Source organism: Bradyrhizobium ingae, assembly GCF_055791185.1.
Map to the genome: position 1 here is coordinate 12,326 of NZ_JBVUBB010000036.1, position 20,018 is coordinate 32,343.

Annotated in this window: 15 protein-coding genes and 1 pseudogene; 13 read left to right on the forward strand and 3 right to left on the reverse strand. The window is 63.3% G+C overall.

The annotated features are described in order from the left end of the window. Positions 1-48: 48 nt before the first annotated feature. A pseudogene (locus tag ACV1FX_RS33815) lies at positions 49-256 on the reverse strand (SOS response-associated peptidase); the annotation flags it as partial. Between the two features lie 139 nt (positions 257-395). Here ACV1FX_RS33815 and ACV1FX_RS33820 point away from each other — a divergent pair. Continuing rightward, a complete protein-coding gene (locus ACV1FX_RS33820) occupies positions 396-1,244 on the forward strand; it encodes a L,D-transpeptidase (RefSeq protein WP_473121876.1) in 849 nt (282 codons plus the stop codon). 279 nt (positions 1,245-1,523) lie between these two features. Here the strand turns inward: ACV1FX_RS33820 and ACV1FX_RS33825 are convergent, their stop codons facing one another. Then, positions 1,524-2,468, reverse strand: a complete 945-nt coding sequence (locus ACV1FX_RS33825; protein WP_473121877.1) for a helix-turn-helix domain-containing protein — start codon at positions 2,466-2,468, stop codon at positions 1,524-1,526. A gap of 591 nt (positions 2,469-3,059) precedes the next feature. Here ACV1FX_RS33825 and ACV1FX_RS33830 point away from each other — a divergent pair. The 3 genes from ACV1FX_RS33830 (at position 3,060) to ACV1FX_RS33840 (ending at position 6,876) form a co-directional block, all read left to right on the forward strand. Then, positions 3,060-4,634, forward strand: coding sequence for a sugar ABC transporter ATP-binding protein (locus ACV1FX_RS33830; protein ID WP_473121878.1), 1,575 nt, complete (start codon positions 3,060-3,062; stop codon positions 4,632-4,634). Further along, positions 4,631-5,623 carry an ABC transporter permease gene (locus ACV1FX_RS33835; RefSeq protein ID WP_473121879.1) on the forward strand — a complete coding sequence of 331 codons (993 nt, stop codon included), beginning with the start codon at positions 4,631-4,633 and terminating at the stop codon, positions 5,621-5,623. Before ACV1FX_RS33830 ends, ACV1FX_RS33835 begins: the two co-directional genes overlap by 4 nt. 101 nt (positions 5,624-5,724) lie before the next feature. Further along, a complete protein-coding gene (locus tag ACV1FX_RS33840) occupies positions 5,725-6,876 on the forward strand; it encodes a substrate-binding domain-containing protein (RefSeq protein ID WP_473121880.1) in 1,152 nt (383 codons plus the stop codon). 90 nt (positions 6,877-6,966) lie between these two features. Here the strand turns inward: ACV1FX_RS33840 and ACV1FX_RS33845 are convergent, their stop codons facing one another. Beyond that, positions 6,967-7,761 carry a DeoR/GlpR family DNA-binding transcription regulator gene (locus tag ACV1FX_RS33845; RefSeq protein ID WP_473121881.1) on the reverse strand — a complete coding sequence of 265 codons (795 nt, stop codon included), beginning with the start codon at positions 7,759-7,761 and terminating at the stop codon, positions 6,967-6,969. A gap of 238 nt (positions 7,762-7,999) precedes the next feature. Here ACV1FX_RS33845 and deoC point away from each other — a divergent pair, with 238 nt between their 5' ends. The 9 genes from deoC (at position 8,000) to ACV1FX_RS33890 (ending at position 19,995) form a co-directional block, all read left to right on the forward strand. Continuing rightward, on the forward strand, positions 8,000-9,028 hold the full coding sequence (gene deoC, locus ACV1FX_RS33850) for a deoxyribose-phosphate aldolase (protein WP_473121882.1): 1,029 nt from the start codon (positions 8,000-8,002) through the stop codon (positions 9,026-9,028). 10 nt (positions 9,029-9,038) lie between these two features. Beyond that, positions 9,039-11,426 (forward strand): aldehyde dehydrogenase family protein, encoded by a 2,388-nt coding sequence (locus ACV1FX_RS33855; protein WP_473121883.1) that lies wholly within the window; start codon positions 9,039-9,041, stop codon positions 11,424-11,426. A gap of 81 nt (positions 11,427-11,507) precedes the next feature. Next, on the forward strand, positions 11,508-11,963 hold the full coding sequence (locus tag ACV1FX_RS33860; protein ID WP_473121884.1) for an RbsD/FucU family protein: 456 nt from the start codon (positions 11,508-11,510) through the stop codon (positions 11,961-11,963). Between the two features lie 2 nt (positions 11,964-11,965). Further along, positions 11,966-12,889, forward strand: a complete 924-nt coding sequence (gene rbsK / locus ACV1FX_RS33865) for a ribokinase (RefSeq protein ID WP_473121885.1) — start codon at positions 11,966-11,968, stop codon at positions 12,887-12,889. A gap of 8 nt (positions 12,890-12,897) precedes the next feature. After that, on the forward strand, positions 12,898-13,773 hold the full coding sequence (locus ACV1FX_RS33870) for a carbohydrate ABC transporter permease (protein ID WP_473121886.1): 876 nt from the start codon (positions 12,898-12,900) through the stop codon (positions 13,771-13,773). After that, a complete protein-coding gene (locus tag ACV1FX_RS33875; RefSeq protein WP_473121887.1) occupies positions 13,770-14,807 on the forward strand; it encodes a carbohydrate ABC transporter permease in 1,038 nt (345 codons plus the stop codon). The genes ACV1FX_RS33870 and ACV1FX_RS33875 overlap by 4 nt, the downstream gene beginning before the upstream one ends. Positions 14,808-14,855: 48 nt before the next feature. After that, positions 14,856-16,295 carry an extracellular solute-binding protein gene (locus ACV1FX_RS33880; RefSeq protein WP_473121940.1) on the forward strand — a complete coding sequence of 480 codons (1,440 nt, stop codon included), beginning with the start codon at positions 14,856-14,858 and terminating at the stop codon, positions 16,293-16,295. Positions 16,296-16,377: 82 nt separating this feature from the next. Beyond that, positions 16,378-17,469: an ABC transporter ATP-binding protein gene (locus tag ACV1FX_RS33885; RefSeq protein ID WP_473121941.1), complete on the forward strand. Its 1,092-nt coding sequence runs from the start codon at positions 16,378-16,380 to the stop codon at positions 17,467-17,469. Between the two features lie 204 nt (positions 17,470-17,673). After that, complete coding sequence (locus ACV1FX_RS33890; protein ID WP_473121888.1) at positions 17,674-19,995, forward strand: molybdopterin guanine dinucleotide-containing S/N-oxide reductase; 2,322 nt, start codon at positions 17,674-17,676, stop codon at positions 19,993-19,995. Positions 19,996-20,018: the final 23 nt, after the last annotated feature.

Sequence of the window (20,018 nt, forward strand, 5' to 3'; positions counted from 1 at the left end):
GCACCGGCCCTCGAATCCGGATGTCCTCCGGACGCCATAGTGAGCGGCTCAGGCGGTCATCGCCGGATCTTCCTTGTCCGCCGCTCGCTACGATCTTCAGCGAACCGTCAGGAAGCGGTCGCTGCAACGCCTTGGCCTCATCCCAAGGAGCTCGCATCCAGACGTCGTACTCTTCGATCGGGGTGAGGATTACCGGCACCGCCTCCGGATGGACGCGGTTCACTTCCGCGTTTGGATCGCAGGTAAGGAGTCCGAAGATGACGATCGAGCGTTGCTCCCAAGTCTCAAGAGTTGGGGTTAACGACGCTTATTGATTCCAGTCTGTGCGAAAGCGCTTCGAAGTTTCTTAAATTTTGCCGGATACCCCTTCCGGGCATGGTGATCTGGGAAAAGATATGAGTAGGCGCGCCAAACGTGGAAAGGCAGAGACGCTCGCACTACCAATGGTCGCGAGAGTTGCAGTTGGCGCCGTGGCCGTCGCCGCGTTGGGGTACAGTTTGCTGTCTCGCCCGACGAGCGTGCAACCAATACGGAAGCCGTCCGCACCCCAAGCCCTGGCATCGTCAACTCCGGTTTACGTGTCGACTCCAGCTCATGCATTAGCGTCGGTTCCGAGTCCGGCCCCGGCGCCTCTGGTCGAACCGCCAAAAGCCGCTGACGTTCCCGGAGCATTGGTTCGGCAGGTGGTTGAGTACACCAGCCACCAGACGCCGGGCACCGTGATCATCGATACCAAAAGCACATTCCTCTATTTCGTTCTGAACGACACGCAAGCACTGCGCTACGGCATCGGCGTTGGCCGCGAAGGTTTCACATGGTCCGGTGAACAGACTGTGGCCCGTAAAACAGAATGGCCGGATTGGCGTCCGCCTGCGGAGATGCTTGTGCGTCAGCCTTATCTGCCGCGATTTATGGCCGGTGGTCCTAGCAACCCGCTCGGCGCTCGGGCGATGTATCTAGGCGAGACCGAATATAGAATTCACGGCACCAACAAGCCCGATACGATCGGGAAGCGGGTTTCGTCCGGCTGTATCCGGCTGACCAATGAGGACGTCATGGACCTTTACGAGCGGGTGAAAGTCGGAGCGAAAGTGATCGTGCTTCCGGCAACCGCTGCGCGTCGACCATCCCAGGGAACGCCGCCCGACGCCGCCTTCCGAGCGCCGGACCAGGCATCGGCATCGAACCAACCCTCGGCAACGAAGGCGCTGTCATCTGGACCGAATATCGCCGAGCTCCAGTAAATCCGTGCTCTGTCCTCGGTCTGCAACTGAGGGCAGGTAGCAATCAAGTCGCCTCTCAGTCAGCTAGTGGTGCAAAGCTAAATGTGCGTCGGTATGCCCGGCTGAAAGGTGGTTCACACCATTGGCCAACATTTGAAATCTTGGCCGTCTTGGTAAGGCATTGGACTTTCTGCAGAATGTCGTATTTGCGAATGTGGTAGCGCGTCCCTCCCCCGCTACCAAAATCATAACCGTCAAATCTAGTTTCTAGAATTCGCGGCCGCTGCCACCTTCGTGCCACTAGCCGGATGACCGTGTCGTGCTGTTCCTGACACCGAGCACCTCGCGACGCCATGTCGCCGGACTCATGCCGACCAGGGCCGAAAACACCTTCGTCAAGTGGCTCTGATTGGCGAAGCCAGCCGATATCGCAATCTCGGACAACGCCAAATCAGGCACGGTCATCAACTGCTGGGCCGCCTTCACGCGCTGGCGGAGCAGCCATTGATGCGGCGGCAGGCCGGTTGAGATGCGAAACGCGCGTGAGAAATGGCTGACCGAGAGGCCAAACTCGGCCGCGACCTGCTGCAGCGAAAGTGTTCCACCGAGATCGGCGTCGAGCCTTTCGCAGGCTTGTTTCGTCTGCCATGGAGCGAGACCGCCGCGGGCCAGCGCCCGGATGGTTCGCAGCCCGCCATAGGTCTGCGCAACGTGCGCGGTAAATGCGAGCATCGTGTAATCGATGAAGAGCTGGTTGGTCTCAGCCGGCCGACGCAACGCTTGCAGGAGTCCCCCACCGATATGACGGATGACCGGATCATCATGACCGACGCCGAGCTGGGAAGGGAGCTCACCCACGCGCGGTGCGCCGGCCTGCTCGGCGATGCCGTCGAGCGCCGAGCGCGGAAGATAGAAATGGAGCGCGTGGAACGGCTTGTTGATGACGAAGCGCACATCGTTTTTCATGTCGTACAGATATGTTGCACCCGCACGGATATCGGCCTTGATCGCACGCCTGCCGCGCTCCCAGGTCTGGCAATCTGGGTCATCGTAAAGCATCAGGGTGATAACATTGGCGTCTTGAAGGCCCATCTCGCCAGAAACCCCCGTGAGGGGGGCATCATCCCGGGTTTCCGTGACGGCGATCTCAGCGTTGCGCAGCGAACGCGTGATCAACGAAGGCGGCTCCTGCTCGAGGCGCAAGAATCGCCTGACAGTCTGACCGTAGAAACCCGTCGGCTTCATATGGAGGAACCTTGTCTGCTAGATTTGACCTGGCAGCACATTCCCACGGCAGCCCGTGGGTCTGGGGTTATTATTCGGTATCCCAGTGCGCGGGTCTAGGAATAGGGCGACGTAAAACGCTATTGTGAGGCGAAGCGGTAGCTCTAAGGTGGCCGCAAATCCAGATTGCGCCTCATGGGCGTTTTCAGAATTAGCCGGTTCGCATCGAGTTGCAGCGGCGATGACCTGTGTCCTCCACATTGGACACGATCTTGAACATGGTTCGTCACGCCTTTTCCCGCCGGCAAGCGTTGTGGCCGGGGGTTGCAGGCCCTCGCGATCGAGCCCGTCCGCTTTGTCCCGAACGGTCACTGAAGCGCGAACGGCGCCCGAGCGCACATGGCCGCTGAACCGCACCAGATTTGGATGCGTGACTATTCCCTTGCTGGTTGTCGACGGAGGCTGCGGCCGGAGCAGCCGGAAACTCAACCGCTCGCCCGGCTGATCTCCCATTGACAGTCCATCGTTCTGATAGAATTATAACAAACTAAGTTGCGATAATAACAAAATGTCACCATCGTACCAGCGCTGGGATTGACGACGGAGGAAAGCTTGGAGCCGTCTGGTTCGGTTGCCGCACAGCACCCGACGCCGCTTGTGATGGTCAAGGGCATCAACAAGCGCTTTGGCGGCGTGCGTGCACTGCGCGACGTCAACCTCTCGGTCCGAGCCGGCGAGGTGCACGCGCTGCTCGGCGAGAACGGCGCCGGAAAATCCACGCTGATCAAAATTCTGAGCGGTGTTCATGCCCTCGACAGCGGCACGATCGAGATTGCGAGCGAGATGGTGGCGTTCGACAGTCCGGCAAAATCGCGCGAGGCGGGAATCGCCGTCGTGTACCAGGACTTGAGTCTGGTTGAATCGCTCAGCGTCGCCGACAACCTTTTGCTCGGCCGTGAGCCGCGCATGCGTTTCGGCTTTGTGAGGAAGCGCGAACTGATGGCGCAGGCCACCGCATTCCTGGCCGAACTCGGCATTCCCCTGGATACGAAAGCGACGGTCGGCTCGCTGCCGTTCGCCTATCGCCAGATGACGGAGATCGCAAAGGCGCTGATGGGCGAGGTGAGGCTGCTCATCCTCGATGAGCCGACGTCCTCGCTGACCTCGGACGAAGTCCGCATCCTGTTCGATGCGATCGGCAAGGTGACGCGTCGCGGCGTCGGCGTGATTTATGTGACCCATCGGCTCAACGAGGTCTTCGAGATCTCGCAGCGTGTCACGGTGCTCCGTGACGGGGCCAATGCCGGTACGTTCGTCACCGCCGATACCGACATGAAGCGGCTGGTGAATGCGATCGTCGGAACCGATCGGCTGGCGCCGGCAGCATCGCGTGCTGAGCCCGCGGCAAAGCGCGCGTTTGATCCGTCGCCGGTCCTGTCCCTGTCGGGCGCGTCCAATGACCGGCTGCGCGCCGTCGATCTGTCCGTGCTGAGGGGTGAGATCCACGGCCTCGCCGGATTGATCGGCAGCGGACGAACGGAGATTCTGGAGACGCTGTTCGGCCTCCGTCCGCTCGAGAGCGGCGCAATCGAGATCGAGGGCGGGCGTTGGCTGCCCAAGAGCCCCGCCGATGCGATCGATCAGGGCATCGCGCTGGTGCCGGAGGATCGGCACGTGCAGGGCCTTGTCCTCGACCATTCGATCGAGCGCAACGTCACGCTGTCACGCATTCCCTATTTCTCGCAGTGGGGCTGGATGCAGCAGCGCGCCGCCGCGAGGCGCGCGGAGGCCGCGATCACCAGGCTTGCGGTCAAGGCGCAGGGCGCCTCCAGCCTGGTCCGGACACTCTCCGGCGGCAATCAGCAGAAGGTCGTGTTCGCAAAATGGAATGATCCGCGACCGCGGGTGCTGCTTCTGGATGAGCCGACGGTCGGCGTCGACGTTGGCGCAAGAGAGGAAATCTACGGCGTGATCCGCAATGCCGTTCGCGAAGGCACCGGCGTCCTCGTGGTCTCGTCGGATCTCGTTGAATTGATCGAGCTCTGCGACCGCATCTCCGTGATCGTCAATGGCCGTGTGGCTCGAACGCTCATGCGCGGGGAGATCGACGATGCCGAAGAGCTGCATCATCTCCTGCAGATGTATCAGGCTTCGGAACAAGGCGAATTGAAAGAGCTGTCCGCATGACCGAACTGACCGCCCCTGACGTCGTCGCCTCGTCGAGCCGATCCGACCGGCGCCGCAAGCTTTTGCAGAGCCTGCTGCGGGGCGAGCGGCCGTACATGCTCTACATCGCCTTCGCGATCCTGCTGGTCGTTTTCAGCCTGTCCTCACCCTGGTTCCTGTCGGTCGACAATTTTCTGAATATCGGACGCCAGACGACGCTGGTATCGATCATTGCGGTGGGCATGACCTTCATCATCGTCGCGCGCCAGATCGATCTTTCAGTCGCATCGACATTGGCGCTGTCAGGCATGGCAGCCGCGCTCGCGATGAGCCAGATCAACAATAGCTGGGTTGTGGGTGCGATTGCCGGGCTCGGCACCGGCGCGCTGATCGGGCTGCTCAATGGCATCCTGACAACGCAGCTGTCGATCCCATCCTTCCTGGTGACGCTTGGCTCGCTGAGCATGGCGCGGGGACTGGCGATGATGGTTACCAACACCAAGCCGGTGATCATCACCAACGAGACCTATTTTGCAATCTTCGGCGAAGGCACGTTTCTCGGCATACCGGTGCCGATCGCCTGGACCCTGGTCGCGACGGTCGCCGGCATCCTGCTGCTGCACTACAACGTGTTCGGCCGTCGCATCTACGCGGTCGGCGGCAACCCGACCGCGGCGCTCTATTCCGGCATCAACACCAAATGGGTGACGACGGCAGCCTTCGTCCTGACCGGCACGCTGGCAGGTCTCGCGGCGCTGGTGCTGTCGGCGCGTTCACATGCCGCGCGGCCCGACGTCGTGCAGGGCATGGAGCTCGACGTCATCGCCGCAGTGATCCTCGGCGGCTGCAGCCTGTTCGGCGGGCGCGGCTACATCCTGGGGACGCTGTTCGGCAGCCTGATGATCGGCACGCTCAACAACGGGCTGGTGCTGCTCGGCGTGAGCTCGCCGATGCAGCTCGTGATCAAGGGGGCGATCATCGTCGCCGCGGTCGCTTTCACGAAACGCTAGTCGGATCAAGGCGCAGCGCATGAGCACAGGATCACTGCGCTGCTCGAGTAGGGGCAAGGCCGCCGGCCCTCCGGTGAATCGGCGGCCAAATGGAGGAAACGATGAAGCCAAGCCTGCGACAAGCCTTGCCACTGACCGCGCTGATTGCGGCCACGGCCATCTCGATCGTTCCTTCGGCTCGCGCCGAAGTGCCCGCCACCTGCGTCAAGGGCGTCGATCTCGCGACGCTTGGACCGAAATCGATCGTGGGACAGGGACCCCACGGCGAGAAAGCTGCTTCGCCCGAGGTGCTCGCGCTGTCGGAGGCTGACGCAGCGAAGATCAAGGAGAAGAACTTCAAGGTCGGCATTTCCATGCAGACCGTCAACCTCGACTGGTCGCAGCTCCAGATTCAGGGCATCACCGATACGCTGAAGAAGTACGGCGTGACGGTCACGGGCGTCGCGTCCGCCGAATATCAGGTCGACAAGCAGATCGCCGACATTGAGAACACCATCCAGCAGCATCCGGATGGCATCATTTCGATCCCGGTCGATTTCACCGCGACCGCTCCGACCTACAAGAAGATCGCCAAGGCCGGCATCAAGCTGGTCTTGATGGACAGCATCCCGACCGGCCTGAAGCATCCCGAGGAATACGCATCGATGGTCTCCGCGGACAGCCAGGGCAACGGCCTGATCGCTGCGCAGATCCTAGCCTCCTGTGTTGCTCAGGGCGGAACGATCGGTCTCGTCAATTTCGGCGTCGACTATTTCAGCACGAACGAACGGACCAAGGGCGTGCGGGAGTGGATGAAAGCGAACCGTCCCGATATCAAGATGAAGCAGGTCGATTTCACCGATCCGCCGAAGGTCTCGCAGATCGCGGGCGACTTCCTCACCGGCAATCCCGATGTGAAGGGACTGTTCGCCGTCTGGGATCAGCCGGCGCTGGATACGCTGAGTTCGATGCGGGCGCAGGGCATCGACATTCCCGTCACCACGGTCGATCTCGGCCTGCAATCGGCGATCGAGATCGCCAAGGGGGGACCGTTGAAGGCCACCGGCTCGCAGCGCCCCTATGACCAGGGCGTGGCGGAAGCGATGGCGATGATGAATGCGCTGCTCGGCAAGGAAACGCCGGGCTGGATCGGCGTGCAATCGCTGCCGGTGACGCAGTCCAACGTGCTGGAATCCTATCGTACCGTTTTCAAGAAGGAGCCGCCGCAGGAACTGACTGACGCCTGCAACAAGGCGAAGCCCGCCTGCAATTGACCTTCGACACGCGATGAGCGGCCTTAAGCGGGCCGCGCATCGTTTGTCTCCGGCGAACCCGATCCGGTCGAGGGTGCGATCTCGACCGGGTCAGGTCGCGTTGGTGACGTATTCGACAGGGAGGCTGCGGAAATGCCTGCGCATGTCTGACGACGCCGAGCCGCCGACGATGATCCGCGAAAACGAGCTGATATCGGAGAAGAAGGCCGGCTTGAGGCTGCCCAGCTTGCTGGCATCGACGACCAGGATGCTCTCCATCGAGGTCGCGATCACGGTCTGCTTGATCGCGACCTCGTGAAAGTTGGAGCAACTGGTGCCGCGGGTCCAGTGTACGCCGCCGGCGGATATGAATGCCTTGTTGATTCCGAGCCGCCGCAGGTAGGACAGGCCGTCGTCCGACGCAAATGACTGCGATGACGGGTGATAGAGCCCGCCCATCAGCATCACCTGCGTGGCCGGCCGCCGTGTGACGATCGTGGCCACGTTCAGCGAATAGCAGATCACCGAGAGCGGAAGATCTTCGGGCAGGCAGTCCGCAAGCGACTGCATCGTGGTGCCGCAGTCGATGAAGATCGTGTCGCCTTCCTTGATTGAGGCGGCGGCGGATCGGCAGGCGAGGCGCTTGTCCTGGGTGTGCTGGTCGATCTCCTGTTCGAACGCGTACTTGATTCCGGTCGGCGAGGCCGCGTTGACGACGTAGCCGCCAAGCAGAGCGAGCGCTGCCTCCGGCCCGGCGAGGTCACGTCGAACCGTCATCTCGGAGACCTTGAGAAGCTCGGCCGCATCCTTCAGGTGCAGCGCGCCGCTCGTCTCGACAGCGCGGCGCAGTCTCTGCAGCCGCTGGACGCGCGTCTCGCTTGATCGTGCGTTCTGTGTTTCAGCCATTTTGGTCACAGAGCTTGCTTATCCGGTTGACAATGATCTTACAATGTTGTGAGTTTGCCAACGTCGAAATGTTAGAATTATAACATACGGCCTGTTCGAGGTTGACGGAACATCTCAGCGATGCCGTCCGTCGCCCATGGCGAACCCGGGCACGGCGAGGGAGGACCACATGCTTCGATCAGCTCATTCAATCTATCTGGCGATCTCGTCGATTCGCTAGGACGGCGCGGGCGCTTCGATGAAGCAGAACGTCTCGATACAGAATGCGTCGGCCGTGTCCTCGAAGCCCCATGCCCGGGGCGAAGGACATGTGCATCCGATCTCGCGCAACAGCGGCCACGCGCTCGAGATGGATTGGGTCGACGAGATCAGGATCAATTTGTCGGCCGCTGAACGGCGGGTTGCGAGCCTGCCGGGCCGGCGAACGGTCAAGAAGGACGCGCAGGCCGCATGGCTTCTGAAGGCGATCACCTGCATCGACCTGACGACGCTCAACGGCGACGATACGAGCGAGCGGGTGAAGCGTCTTTGCGCCAAGGCGAAGGCCCCGGTGCGCGGCGATCTTCTCGCGGCGCTCGGCTTTGCCGGGCGCGGGCTGCATACCGGAGCGGTCTGCGTCTATCATCGCTTCGTTGCGACCGCCGCCGAAGCGCTCGACGGATCCGGCATCCCGGTCGCTGCGGTCTCCACCGGATTTCCCGCGGGTCTCGTGCCCCACGACCTGAAGCTCAAGGAGATCGAGGCCTCAGTCCGGGACGGCGCGCAAGAGATCGACATCGTCATCACGCGCGAGCATGTGCTGACCGGCGATTGGCGCGCGCTTTACGCGGAGGTTCGCGATTTTCGCGCAGCCTGCGGCGATGCGCATCTGAAGACGATCCTTGCCACCGGCGATCTCAAGACGCTGCGCAATGTCGCGAAGGCATCGATGGTCTGCATGATGGCCGGTGCGGACTTCATCAAGACATCCACCGGCAAGGAAGGCGTGAATGCGACGCTGCCGGTGACGCTCGCGATGTTGCGGATGATCCGCGTGTATCAGGAGCGCACCGGTTACAGGATCGGCTTCAAGCCGGCCGGCGGAATTTCGACGGCCAAGGACGTGCTCAACTATCAGTTCCTGATGAAGGAGGAGTTGGGGCGCGACTGGCTCGAGCCGGATCTGTTCCGCATCGGCGCATCGAGCCTGCTCGCCGACATCGAGCGGCAGCTCGAGCATCACGTGACCGGCCACTACTCGGCCTTCAACCGCCACCCCGTGGCATGAGGCCCCAGCGATGAGCGTTGCAGATTATTTCGAGACCATGGAGTACGGTCCCGCGCCCGAGGCAGACGGCGAGGCGCGCGCCTGGCTGGCGCGGCATGAGGCCTCGTTCGGGCATTTCATCGGCGGTAAATTCGTCGCGCCGCGCTCGGGCAAGCACCTCGCGACGATCGAACCCGCCACCGGAAAGACCCTGGCAAGCATCGCGCAAGGTTCTTCTGCCGATGTCGAGGCAGCGGTCGGCGCCGCGCGCAGTGCGCAGTTGCCGTGGGCAAGGCTCGGCGGTCATGGCCGGGCGCGCCATCTCTATGCGCTGGCGCGCATGCTGCAACGTCATGCCCGGCTGTTCGCCGTGCTGGAGGCGATCGACAATGGCAAGCCCATCCGGGAAACCCGGGATCTCGATGTGCCGCTTGCTGCGCGCCATTTCCTGCATCATGCCGGCTGGGCCCAGTTGCAGGAGCGCGAATTCGCCGACCAGATTCCGATCGGTGTGATCGGCCAGATCATCCCGTGGAATTTTCCGCTGCTGATGCTGGCCTGGAAGATCGCGCCCGCGCTGGCTGCGGGCAACACGGTCGTGCTGAAGCCGGCGGAGTTTACCTCGCTTACGGCCTTGCTGTTCGCCGAGCTTGCGGCCGAGGCCGGCCTGCCGCCGGGCGTGTTGAACGTGGTGACCGGCGACGGTACGACCGGCGCTTTGCTCGTTGAGAGTCCCGGCGTCGACAAGATCGCCTTCACGGGTTCGACCGAGGTCGGGCGGCTGATCCGCCAATCGACCGCAGGCTCCGGCAAATCCCTGACGCTCGAGCTTGGCGGCAAATCGCCATTCATCGTCTTCGACGATGCCGACATCGACGGTGCCGTGGAAGGTGTGGTCGATGCCATCTGGTTCAATCAGGGGCAGGTCTGCTGTGCCGGCTCGCGCCTGCTCTTGCAGGAGGGGATCGCGGAGACCTTCCGCAAGCGACTTGTCCGTCGCATGGAGACGCTTCGCGTCGGCATGCCGCTCGACAAGGCGATCGACATGGGCGCGGTGGTCGCGCCGGTCCAGCTCGAGCGCATCAAATCGCTGGTCGAGACCGGAGTGAGAGAGGGCGCGCAGAAATATCAGGCGTCCGGCGCGATACCGACCGAGGGATGCTTCTACCCGCCGACCCTGCTCTGGAACGTGCATCCGTCGTCGACGGTTGCGATCGAGGAGATCTTCGGGCCGGTCCTGGTCGCGATGACCTTCCGCACGCCCGACGAGGCCGTGATGCTCGCCAACAACACGCGCTACGGCCTTGCGGCCAGCGTGTGGAGCGAGACGATCGGGCTGGCGCTGGACATCGCGCCGAAACTGCTGGCCGGCGTGGTCTGGGTCAACGCGACCAACCTGTTCGACGCGAGCGTCGGATTCGGCGGCTATCGCGAATCCGGCTTCGGTCGCGAGGGCGGCCGCGAAGGCATGTACGAATATCTCAAGCCGAAGGCATGGAGCGGACGCAAGGCGAGGGCCAAGGTATCGCCGCCGCCTGCGGCTTCCGGCGGCGGCGCCGGATTTGGCGTGCCGCCGATCGATCGCACGGCCAAACTTTTCGTCGGCGGCAAGCAGGTGCGTCCCGACGGAAACTATTCGCGCGCAGTGCTCTCGCCAAAGGGCCGGCATCTCGGCGAGGCGGGTGAAGGCAACCGCAAGGACATCCGCAATGCGGTGGCCGCAGCGCGTTCCGCCGAGTCATGGGCGAAGGCAACGGCGCATAATCGCGCTCAGATCCTCTACTATCTTGCCGAGAACCTTTCCGCACGCGGCGACGAGTTTGCCCGGCGCGTCGCCGACCTGACGGGTTTGTCGGGCGCAAAGGCGCGCGTCGAAGTCGATGCGAGCATCGAGCGGCTGTTCAGCTACGGCGCCTGGGCCGACAAATTCGAGGGGACGGTCCATGCGCCGCCACTGCGCGGCGTCGCGCTTGCGATGCACGAGCCGATCGGCGTGGTCGGTGTTGCCTGTCCCGATGAGGCGCCGCTGCTTGCCTTCGTCAGTCTGGTGGCGCCGCTGATTGCGATGGGCAACCGGGTCGTTGTCGTGCCGAGCGAGCGGCACCCGCTCGCTGCCACGGATTTCTATCAGGTGCTGGAGACCTCGGACGTGCCAGGAGGCGTCGTCAATATTGTCACCGGCGAGCGCGACGGACTTGTGAAGGTTCTTGCCGAGCACGACGATGTCGACGCGATCTGGGTCTTTGGATCGCAGGACGCCTCGGCGGCAGCAGAACGGCTCTCGACCGGCAATCTCAAGCGCACGCTCGTCGATCATGGCCTCGGGCTCGACTGGTACGACAAGGCCGCGAGCGAGGGGCCGATCCTGCTCCGCCATGCCGTGCAGGTGAAGAACATATGGATCCCCTATGGAGACTAGAAAAGCCGTCCCACGGTGACGGCAACGGGGATGCGGACCGCCAGAGTTGAGGCGATCTCGAAGACAAGGGAGGGAGGCAACATGCTCAAGAGCATCAATCCACTGCTCAACGCCGATGTGCTCTATGCGCTGCGCGCCATGGGGCACGGCGACCGTCTGGTCGTCTGCGACACCAATTTTCCGGCCGACTCCATCGCCCGACAGACGGTTCTCGGGCGATTGCTGCGCATCGACAATGTCAGTGCTGCGAAGGCCATCCAGGCCATCCTCTCGGTCATGCCGCTCGACACGTTCGTCGACGATGCGGCCATCCGCATGGAGATCGTCGGCCAGCCGCAGGACGTGCCGCCCGTCCAGCGTGAGGTGCAGGACGCGATCGACCACGCCGAGCGCCGATCCTGGCCGCTCGTCGGCGTCGAGCGCCACGCCTTCTATGAAAAGGCCAAGGCCGCCTATTGCGTGATCGCAACGGGCGAGCGCCGCTTCTACGGCTGCTTCCTGTTCAGCAAGGGCGTTATCGCGCCGGACGGAGAGTGACCATGAGCAAGAAGGGTGTCGCCGTCCTCGGCGTTTTTGTCGTCGATCTGGCGTTCCGCGCCGGCAACATGCCGGCGATCGGTGAGACGATTGCGGGATCCGGATTTGCGATGGGACCCGGCGGCAAGGGATCAAACCAGGCCGTGGCTGCCGCGCGTGCTGGGGCCGGCGTAACCTTCATTTCCCGCATCGGCAGCGACGCCTTCGGCGAGCTGGCGATCAAGACCTGGGAGGCCGAAGGTATCCAGCCGTGCGTGGCGAGAACCACGGAGGCCCCGACCGGGGCGGCATTCATTTATGTCCACGAGACGCGCGGTGACAATGCGATCATCGTGGTGCCCGGGGCGGCCGGCGGTCTCAGTGCGGCCGACGTCGACAAGGCGGCCGACGCGATCCGTACCAGCCGCGTGTTCGTGACCCAGCTCGAGCAGCCGGTGGATGCGGCGCAGCGAGGGCTGGAGATCGCGCGCGCCGCCGGAAGCATCACGGTGTTCAACCCGGCGCCTGCGATCAGCTTTGACAGCAGCCTGTTTGCGCTGTGCGACTACGTCGTCCCCAACGAAACCGAGGCTGAGGCGTTGACCGGGATTGCCGTGAGCGATCTGGCGGGCGCTCGCCGCGCCGGAGATGCGCTGCTGGCCAAGGGAGCCGGAACAGCACTGATCACGCTCGGCGAGCGTGGCGCGCTGTTTCACACGCCGGACCGCTCGCTGCACGTGCCGCCCTTTGCCGCGGGCAAGGTGGTCGAGACCACGGGCGCCGGCGATGCATTCGTCGGCGGCTTCGCGGCGGCGCTCGCGGACGGCGCGGATCCGCTCCAGGCTGCACGGTTCGGCTCGGCGACGGCAGGGATCTCGGTGACGCGCGCCGGGACCGCGCCTGCCATGCCGCGACGTGCGGAGATCGAAGCGTTGTTGAAGGGGTGATCTCCTCCATGATGCGGAATGATCCGATCAAGCATGTCTTCATCTGGCCGGCGGTACTCGTCGTGCTGGCGATCTCGATCTTTCCGTTGATCTACTCGTTCACCACGAGCTTCCTCAGCTATCGCCTGATTCCGCCGATCCCGCCGCGCGTCGTGTGGTTCGGCAATTATGGTGCGCTGCTGCAGGAGCCGCGCTTCTGGAATGCGATCTTCACGACGACGCTGATCGCTTTCATCGCCGTTGGACTGCAATATACGATCGGCTTTGCCGTGGCGCTTGCGTTGAACGCTCGCGTACCGGGCGAGCGACTGTTCCGCGTCGCCTTGCTGTTACCCATGCTGCTCGCTCCGGTCGCCGTCGCGCTCGTTGCGCGCATGATCTTCAACCCGACCATGGGGCCGCTCAACCAGTTCCTGAGCCAGTTCGGCCTGGTCAACCTGCCGTTTCTCACCAACGGACGTTGGGCGCTGGCCTGCATCATCGCGGTCGAGGTCTGGCAGTGGACGCCGTTCGTCATTCTGATGATGCTGGCCGGCCTGCAGACGCTACCCGAGGACGTCTACGAGGCAGCCGAGCTCGAGAATGCCAGCGCCTGGCAGCAATTCTGGGGCATTACCTTTCCGATGATGCTGCCGATATCGGCCGCCGTCGTCTTCATCCGCCTGATCGAGAGCTACAAGATCATGGACACTGTGTTCGTGATGACGGGTGGTGGTCCCGGCGTCGATACCGAGACGCTGACATTGTTCGCCTATCAGGAGGGGTTCAAGAAGTTCAATCTCGGCTACACGTCGGCGCTCAGCTTTCTCTTCCTGATCGCGATCACGATCATCGGCGTGACTTATCTGGCGCTGCTTCGCCCGCATCTGGAGAAGCGTCGATGAAAGGGCGCAGCCTCACCGGACTGTCGCCGTGGAGCCGCCGCCTGATCGCCGTCGGCGTTCTCGCATGGTGCCTGATCACGGCGTTTCCGCTCTATTGGGTGGTCGTAACGGCTTTCAAGACGCCGCCAGGCGTCGTCGGCGGTCCGACCTACCTTCCGTTCATCGACTTCACGCCGACCTTGCAGCCCTTCATCGATCTCTATCAGGGGATTCGCGGCGAGTTCTTCCGGACCTTCCTGAACTCGACCATCGTGGGACTTTCGGCGGCGGCCATCGCGACCGCGATCGGTGCGATGGCGGCCTACGCGTTGGTGCGGTTCGAATTCAGGGTCCGCTTCGGGGCGGGTCTGGCGTTCTTTCTGCTCGCGCTCGGCGGCTATCTGGTCTTCAACACGACGCTTGGATTTACCCGGCCGCAGGCGCTGTTGCTCGCGTTTCCGATCGCGTTGATCGTTGCTGTCCTTGCCAACCGCCTGCCGCTGCCGGGGCCGATCCTCGGCAATGAGGACATCCTGTTCTGGTTCGTCAGCCAGCGCATGTTCCCGCCCATCGTGACGGCCTTTGCGCTGTATCTGCTCTACAGCGAGATCGGTCGCCTCGGTTTCCAGCTCATCGACAGCTATGTCGGCCTCACGCTGTGCTACGTCGCGTTCTCGCTGCCGATCGTCGTCTGGCTGATGCGCGATTTCTTCGAGGCCGTGCCGATCGAGGTCGAAGAGGCTGCGATGGTCGACAATGTGCCGAGCTGGCGCATCTTCGTCGGCATCGTGGTGCCGATGTCGATGAACGGCCTGCTGGCGACCTTCATGATCACGCTGGCCTTCGTCTGGAATGAGTTTCTGTTCGCGCTGTTCCTGACAAATTCCAGGTGGCAGACGCTGCCCATTCTGGTGGCGGGACAGAACAGCCAGCGCGGGGACGAATGGTGGGCGATTTCTGCCGCGGCGCTCGTCGCCATCATTCCGATGATGATCATGGCGGGATTGCTGAGCCGCATGATGCGGTCGGGCCTGCTGCTCGGAGCCATCAAGTAGGAAAACTTCGAAAGGGAGGACTAGACGATGTTGCGACGGACGTTCCTGATGCTGACCACCTCACTTGCGGTGACCTGCGCCGCGAGCCAGGTGAATGCCGCCTGTAGTCCGGATTACTCCGGCGTCACCCTGACGGTGGCGTCGCAGACCGGACCGTATATCGCGTCTGCGCTCAAGCTCGGCGCGGATGAATGGACGAAGAAGACCTGCGGCAAGGTCAATGTCGTCGAGTTTCCATGGTCGGAGCTCTATCCGAAGATCGCGACGTCGCTCACGGCGTCGGATGCGACATTCGATCTCGTCAGCTTTGCGCCGGCCTGGCTGCCGGATTTCGTCCCCTATCTCAGCGAGATGCCGAAGGACATGCAGTCCGGCAAGGACTGGGACGATATCGAGCCGGCCTATCGCGAACGCCTGATGGTGTGGGAGGGCAAGATCTACTCGCAATCGATGGACGGCGACGTCCATACCTATACATATCGCACCGACCTGTTCAGCGATCCCAAGGAGAAGGATGCCTTCAAGGCCAAATACGGCTACGACCTCGCACCGCCGAAGACCTGGAAGCAATATCTCGACATCGCGGAGTTCTTCCAGCGGCCGGACAAGGGGCTGTGGGGAACGGCGGAGGCTTTCCGTCGCGGCGGCCAGCAGTTCTGGTTCTTCTTCAGCCACGCGGCGGCCTATACCAACAATCCGAACTATCCGGGTGCGATGTTCTTCGATCCCGAAACGATGGACGCGCAGATCAACAACCCGGGTTGGGTGAAGGGCCTTGAGGAATACATCCGTGCTTCCAAGCTCGGGCCACCCAACGCTCTGAACTTCTCGTTTGGTGAAGTGAACGCGGCCGTCGCCGGCGGCCAGGTGGCGGAGTCGATCGGCTGGGGCGACACCGGCGTCATTGCCGCCGACCCCAAGCAGTCGAAGATTTCCGGCAAGGTCGGCTCTGCGGTGCTGCCCGGCTCGGATGAGATCTGGAACGCCAAGACCAAGAAGTGGGACAAATTCCCCGCGGTCCTGCCGGGCCCGTTCATGGCGTTCGGCGGCTGGCAGGTTGCCGTGCCGAAGGCCGGCAAGAACCAGCAGGCAGCGTGGGACTTCGTCAAGACGTTGACGAGCCCCGAAGTCTCCGGCCAGGCTGCGATCACCGGCGGCACCGGTGTCAATCCCTACCGCAAGTCGCACACCGCCAATCTGGAGCTCTGGAACAAGATCTTCACGCCCGCGGAAGCCAAGGAATATCTTGGCGCGCAGGCGGACTCGATCAATGGCAAGAATGTCGCGCTCGACATGCGTCTGCCCGGCTATTTCTCCTACACCGAGGTCGTGGAGATCGAGCTTGGCAAGGCACTTGCCGGCCAGACCACTCCGCAGGCCGCGCTCGACACGATCGCGAAGGAGTGGAACCGCCTGACTGACGAGTTCGGTCGCGCCAAGCAGCTTGCGGCCTATCGCGCGGCGATGGGCCTGCCGCCCAAGAACTAGCTTCCCGCTGAGACTTCCCGGATGACGCGTGAGCGTCATCCGGGCTTATCGGCCGTCGATGAAGGGGACGGAAAAGGATTCCATGGCGCACGTTGCGATCGAGAACGTCAGCAAGGCCTACGGGCCCTACAAGATCATCGAGGGGCTCGATCTGAACGTGGCCGACGAGGAATTTGTCGTGCTTGTCGGCCCGTCCGGCTGCGGCAAGACCACGACCTTGCGCATGATTGCGGGGCTGGAGGCCGTCACCGATGGAACCATCCGCATCGGCAACCGAGACGTGACGCAGCTGCGCCCAGGTTTGCGCAATTGCGCGATGGTGTTCCAGAACTACGCCCTCTATCCGCACATGACGGTCGGCGAGAACATCGGCTATGGCATGAAGGTGCGGGGTGAATCGCGCCTCAGCATCGAGAAGGCGGTCAAGGACGTCGCGCGGGTCCTCGATCTTGAGCAGTACCTGGACCGGCGGCCCAAGCAGTTGTCGGGCGGCCAGCGCCAGCGCGTGGCGATCGGCCGTGCCATCGTGCGCAGCCCGGACGTCTTCCTGTTCGACGAGCCGTTGTCCAATCTCGACGCCAAGCTCCGCATCGAGATGCGGACCGAGATCAAGGCGTTGCACCGCCGTCTCGCCAAGACGATCGTTTACGTCACGCATGACCAGGTCGAGGCCATGACCATGGCCGATCGCGTCGTGGTCATGAACCGCGGCCGGATCGAGCAGGCGGCCGATCCCATCACGATCTATGAGAAGCCCAGCAATCTCTTCGTTGCGGGCTTCATCGGCGCGCCCAGCATGAATTTCATCCATGGCGAGATTGTTGCCCGCGATGGCGCGCTGCTCTTCACCGAGCCATCGGGTACGGCGTTGACATTGCCGAAGTCGCGCGAGGCCGCCTATGCAGGCAGCGTCGGCAAACCCGTGGTGCTCGGTGTACGGCCGGACCATGTCCTGCCGCAAGGGGCGCCAGCGGGCACTTCCATCCGCATGATCGTGAAGGACGTTGAGCCATTGGGGCCGCATACCCTTGTCATCGGTACCGTAGGCGCATTTCCGTTCACCGTGCAGATGCAGGTCGGCGTGGCAGCGGTGCCGGATCAATTCTTCGACGTCGCACTCGATCTCGAGCGAGCGCACCTGTTCGACAAGGCGTCAGGGAATGCCATTTCCTGACGCGACTCGTGATCGCTAGCGGGCTTTCCCGATAGGGGATGGAAACAGGGGGCAGACGAACACGGCTCGTTCCTTTGTTGTCGCAATCCCTGCATTTCCGGCATGCAAGCCCCCCGTTGCCCCTAGGCAGGGCGGATCATTATACTGTCTCGAGAGTTGCGACGAGAGTGGCCTCCGCCGGCGCTCCGCCATAAGGACGACGCGATGACCGAGACAATTGGCTACCCCGATCCCGGCCTCGACCTCTCGGATGGTTTCAAGCCGCACACCTCGCATTGGGGCGTGTTCTCGGCGCGCAACAGTGAGGCCGGGTTGGAAGTCAGGCATTATGCCGGGGATCCCGATCCGAACGGCATCATCGACAATTTTCCCGGCGCGCTCCGCCACCAGGCACGCATCGCGCAGCCGGCAATCCGCCGCGGCTGGCTTGAGCGTGGTCCCGGGCCCGATGATCGCCGCGGCCGCGACGAGTTCGTTTCCGTCAGTTGGGAGAAGGCGCTCGACCTCCTGGGCGGCGAACTGTCGCGCATCCGCGACACGCGTGGCCCCTCGGCCGTGTTCGGTGGCTCCTACGGCTGGTCGAGTGCGGGCCGCTTCCATCACGCGCAGAGCCAGGTGCATCGCTTTCTCAACATCGCGATGGGTGGCTATGTGCGGTCGGTCAACACCTATTCGTCGGGCGCGTCCTCGGTGCTGCTGCCGCAGATCTTGGCGGGCTACGAAGACATCACCAAGCGCAACGTGACCTGGGAACAAATTGCGACCGAGACCGAAATCGTGCTGGCGTTCGGCGGCATGGCGCTGAAGAACTCCATGGTGGCCGGCGGTTCGATCAGCAAGCATGTCGAGCGCGGCGCCATGAGTGCCGCGCGCCGGCGCGGCTGCGAGTTCATCCTGGTCAGCCCGCTGCGTGACGATTTGCCCGCGGAGGCCGGTGCCGAATGGATGACATGCATGCCCGGCACCGACACGGCCCTGATGCTCGGCATCGTTCACACGCTGGTGGCCGAAAACCTGCACGATCAGGCCTTCCTCGATCGCTACACCGAAGGCTGGCCGGTCTTCCTGCGCTATCTGACCGGCGAGAGCGACGGGCAAGCCAAGAGCGCCGAATGGGCCGCCGCGATCTCTGGCGTCGATGCGCCCAAGATCCGCATGCTGGCGCGGCGCCTTGCCGGGAAGAGGGCGCTCATCACCGTCTCCCATTCCTTGCAGCGCGCCGAGCATGGCGAGCAGCCGGTGTGGATGGGCATGGTGCTGGCGGCAGCGCTTGGCCAGATCGGGCTTGCCGGCGGCGGTTACGCCTACTCGCTCGGCGCGATCGGCTATTACGGCCGCCGCGTCAATGACGTGCCGGGCCCGACGCTGGGGCAGGGCCGCAATGGTGTCGCCGACTTCATCCCGGTGGCGCGCATCGCCGATATGCTGCTCAACCCGGGAAGCACCTATCGCTACAATGGCGAGACGCGCACCTATCCGGACATCCGCCTGGTCTACTGGGCCGGCGGCAATCCCTTTCACCACCACCAGGACATCAACCGCCTGCGCAAGGCTTTTGCGAAAGTCGACACGCTGGTCGTGCACGAACTCGCCTGGACGGCCACGGCCCGGCACGCCGACATCGTCCTGCCCGCGACGATGACGCTTGAGCGCGAGGACATCGGCTATTCCACCAACGATCCCCTGATGGTCGCCATGCACCGCATCGCCGAGCCGTTTGGGTTGACGCGCGACGACTATGAGATCTTCGCCGATCTCGCCGATCGGCTCGGCGCCCGCGAGCCCTTCACCGAAGGGCGCAGCGCGCGGCAGTGGCTGGAACATCTCTATGAGCCGACCCGTGTCTCGCTCGAAGCGCGCGGCCTCGAGGCCCCGAGCTTCGAGGAATTTTGGCAGCGCGGCAGCCTGGTCGTGCCGCAACAGCCCGACGACGGCGGCAGGTTGCGCCGCTTCCGCGAGGATCCGGTCAATCATGCGCTGCCGACACCGAGCGGGCGCATCGAGATCTTCTCGGCGAAGATCGCCGGCCATGGCGATGCGGATTGCCCGGGACATCCGGTCTGGCTGGAGAAGACCGATGTGCCGAAGCCGGGCTCGCCGTGCTTCCTCGTCGCCAACCAGCCGGTAACGCGCCTGCACAGCCAGCTCGACTTTGGCGGACATTCGGTTGCAGCAAAACATCGCGGCCGCGAGGTCGCGTGCATGAATCCACGCGACGCGAGCGTTCGCGGGATCAGGGATGGCGACATCATCCGCCTGTTCAACGAACGCGGCGCCTGCCTGGCCGCGGTGCATGTCACCGACGGCATCGCGCCCGGCGTCGTCCAGCTCCCGACCGGCGCGTGGTACGACCCGATGGATCCGGAGGACGAGGCGCCGCTCTGCGTTCACGGCAATCCGAACGTGCTCACCCGAGACATCGGCACCTCATCCTTCGCGCAAGGCTGTACCGGCCAGCTCACCACCGTCGAGGTGGAGCGCTTCACCGGCAACCTGCCGCCGATCCGCGCCTTCGACCCGGTGTAGCGGAGGCGGCTGCCAACAGGCCC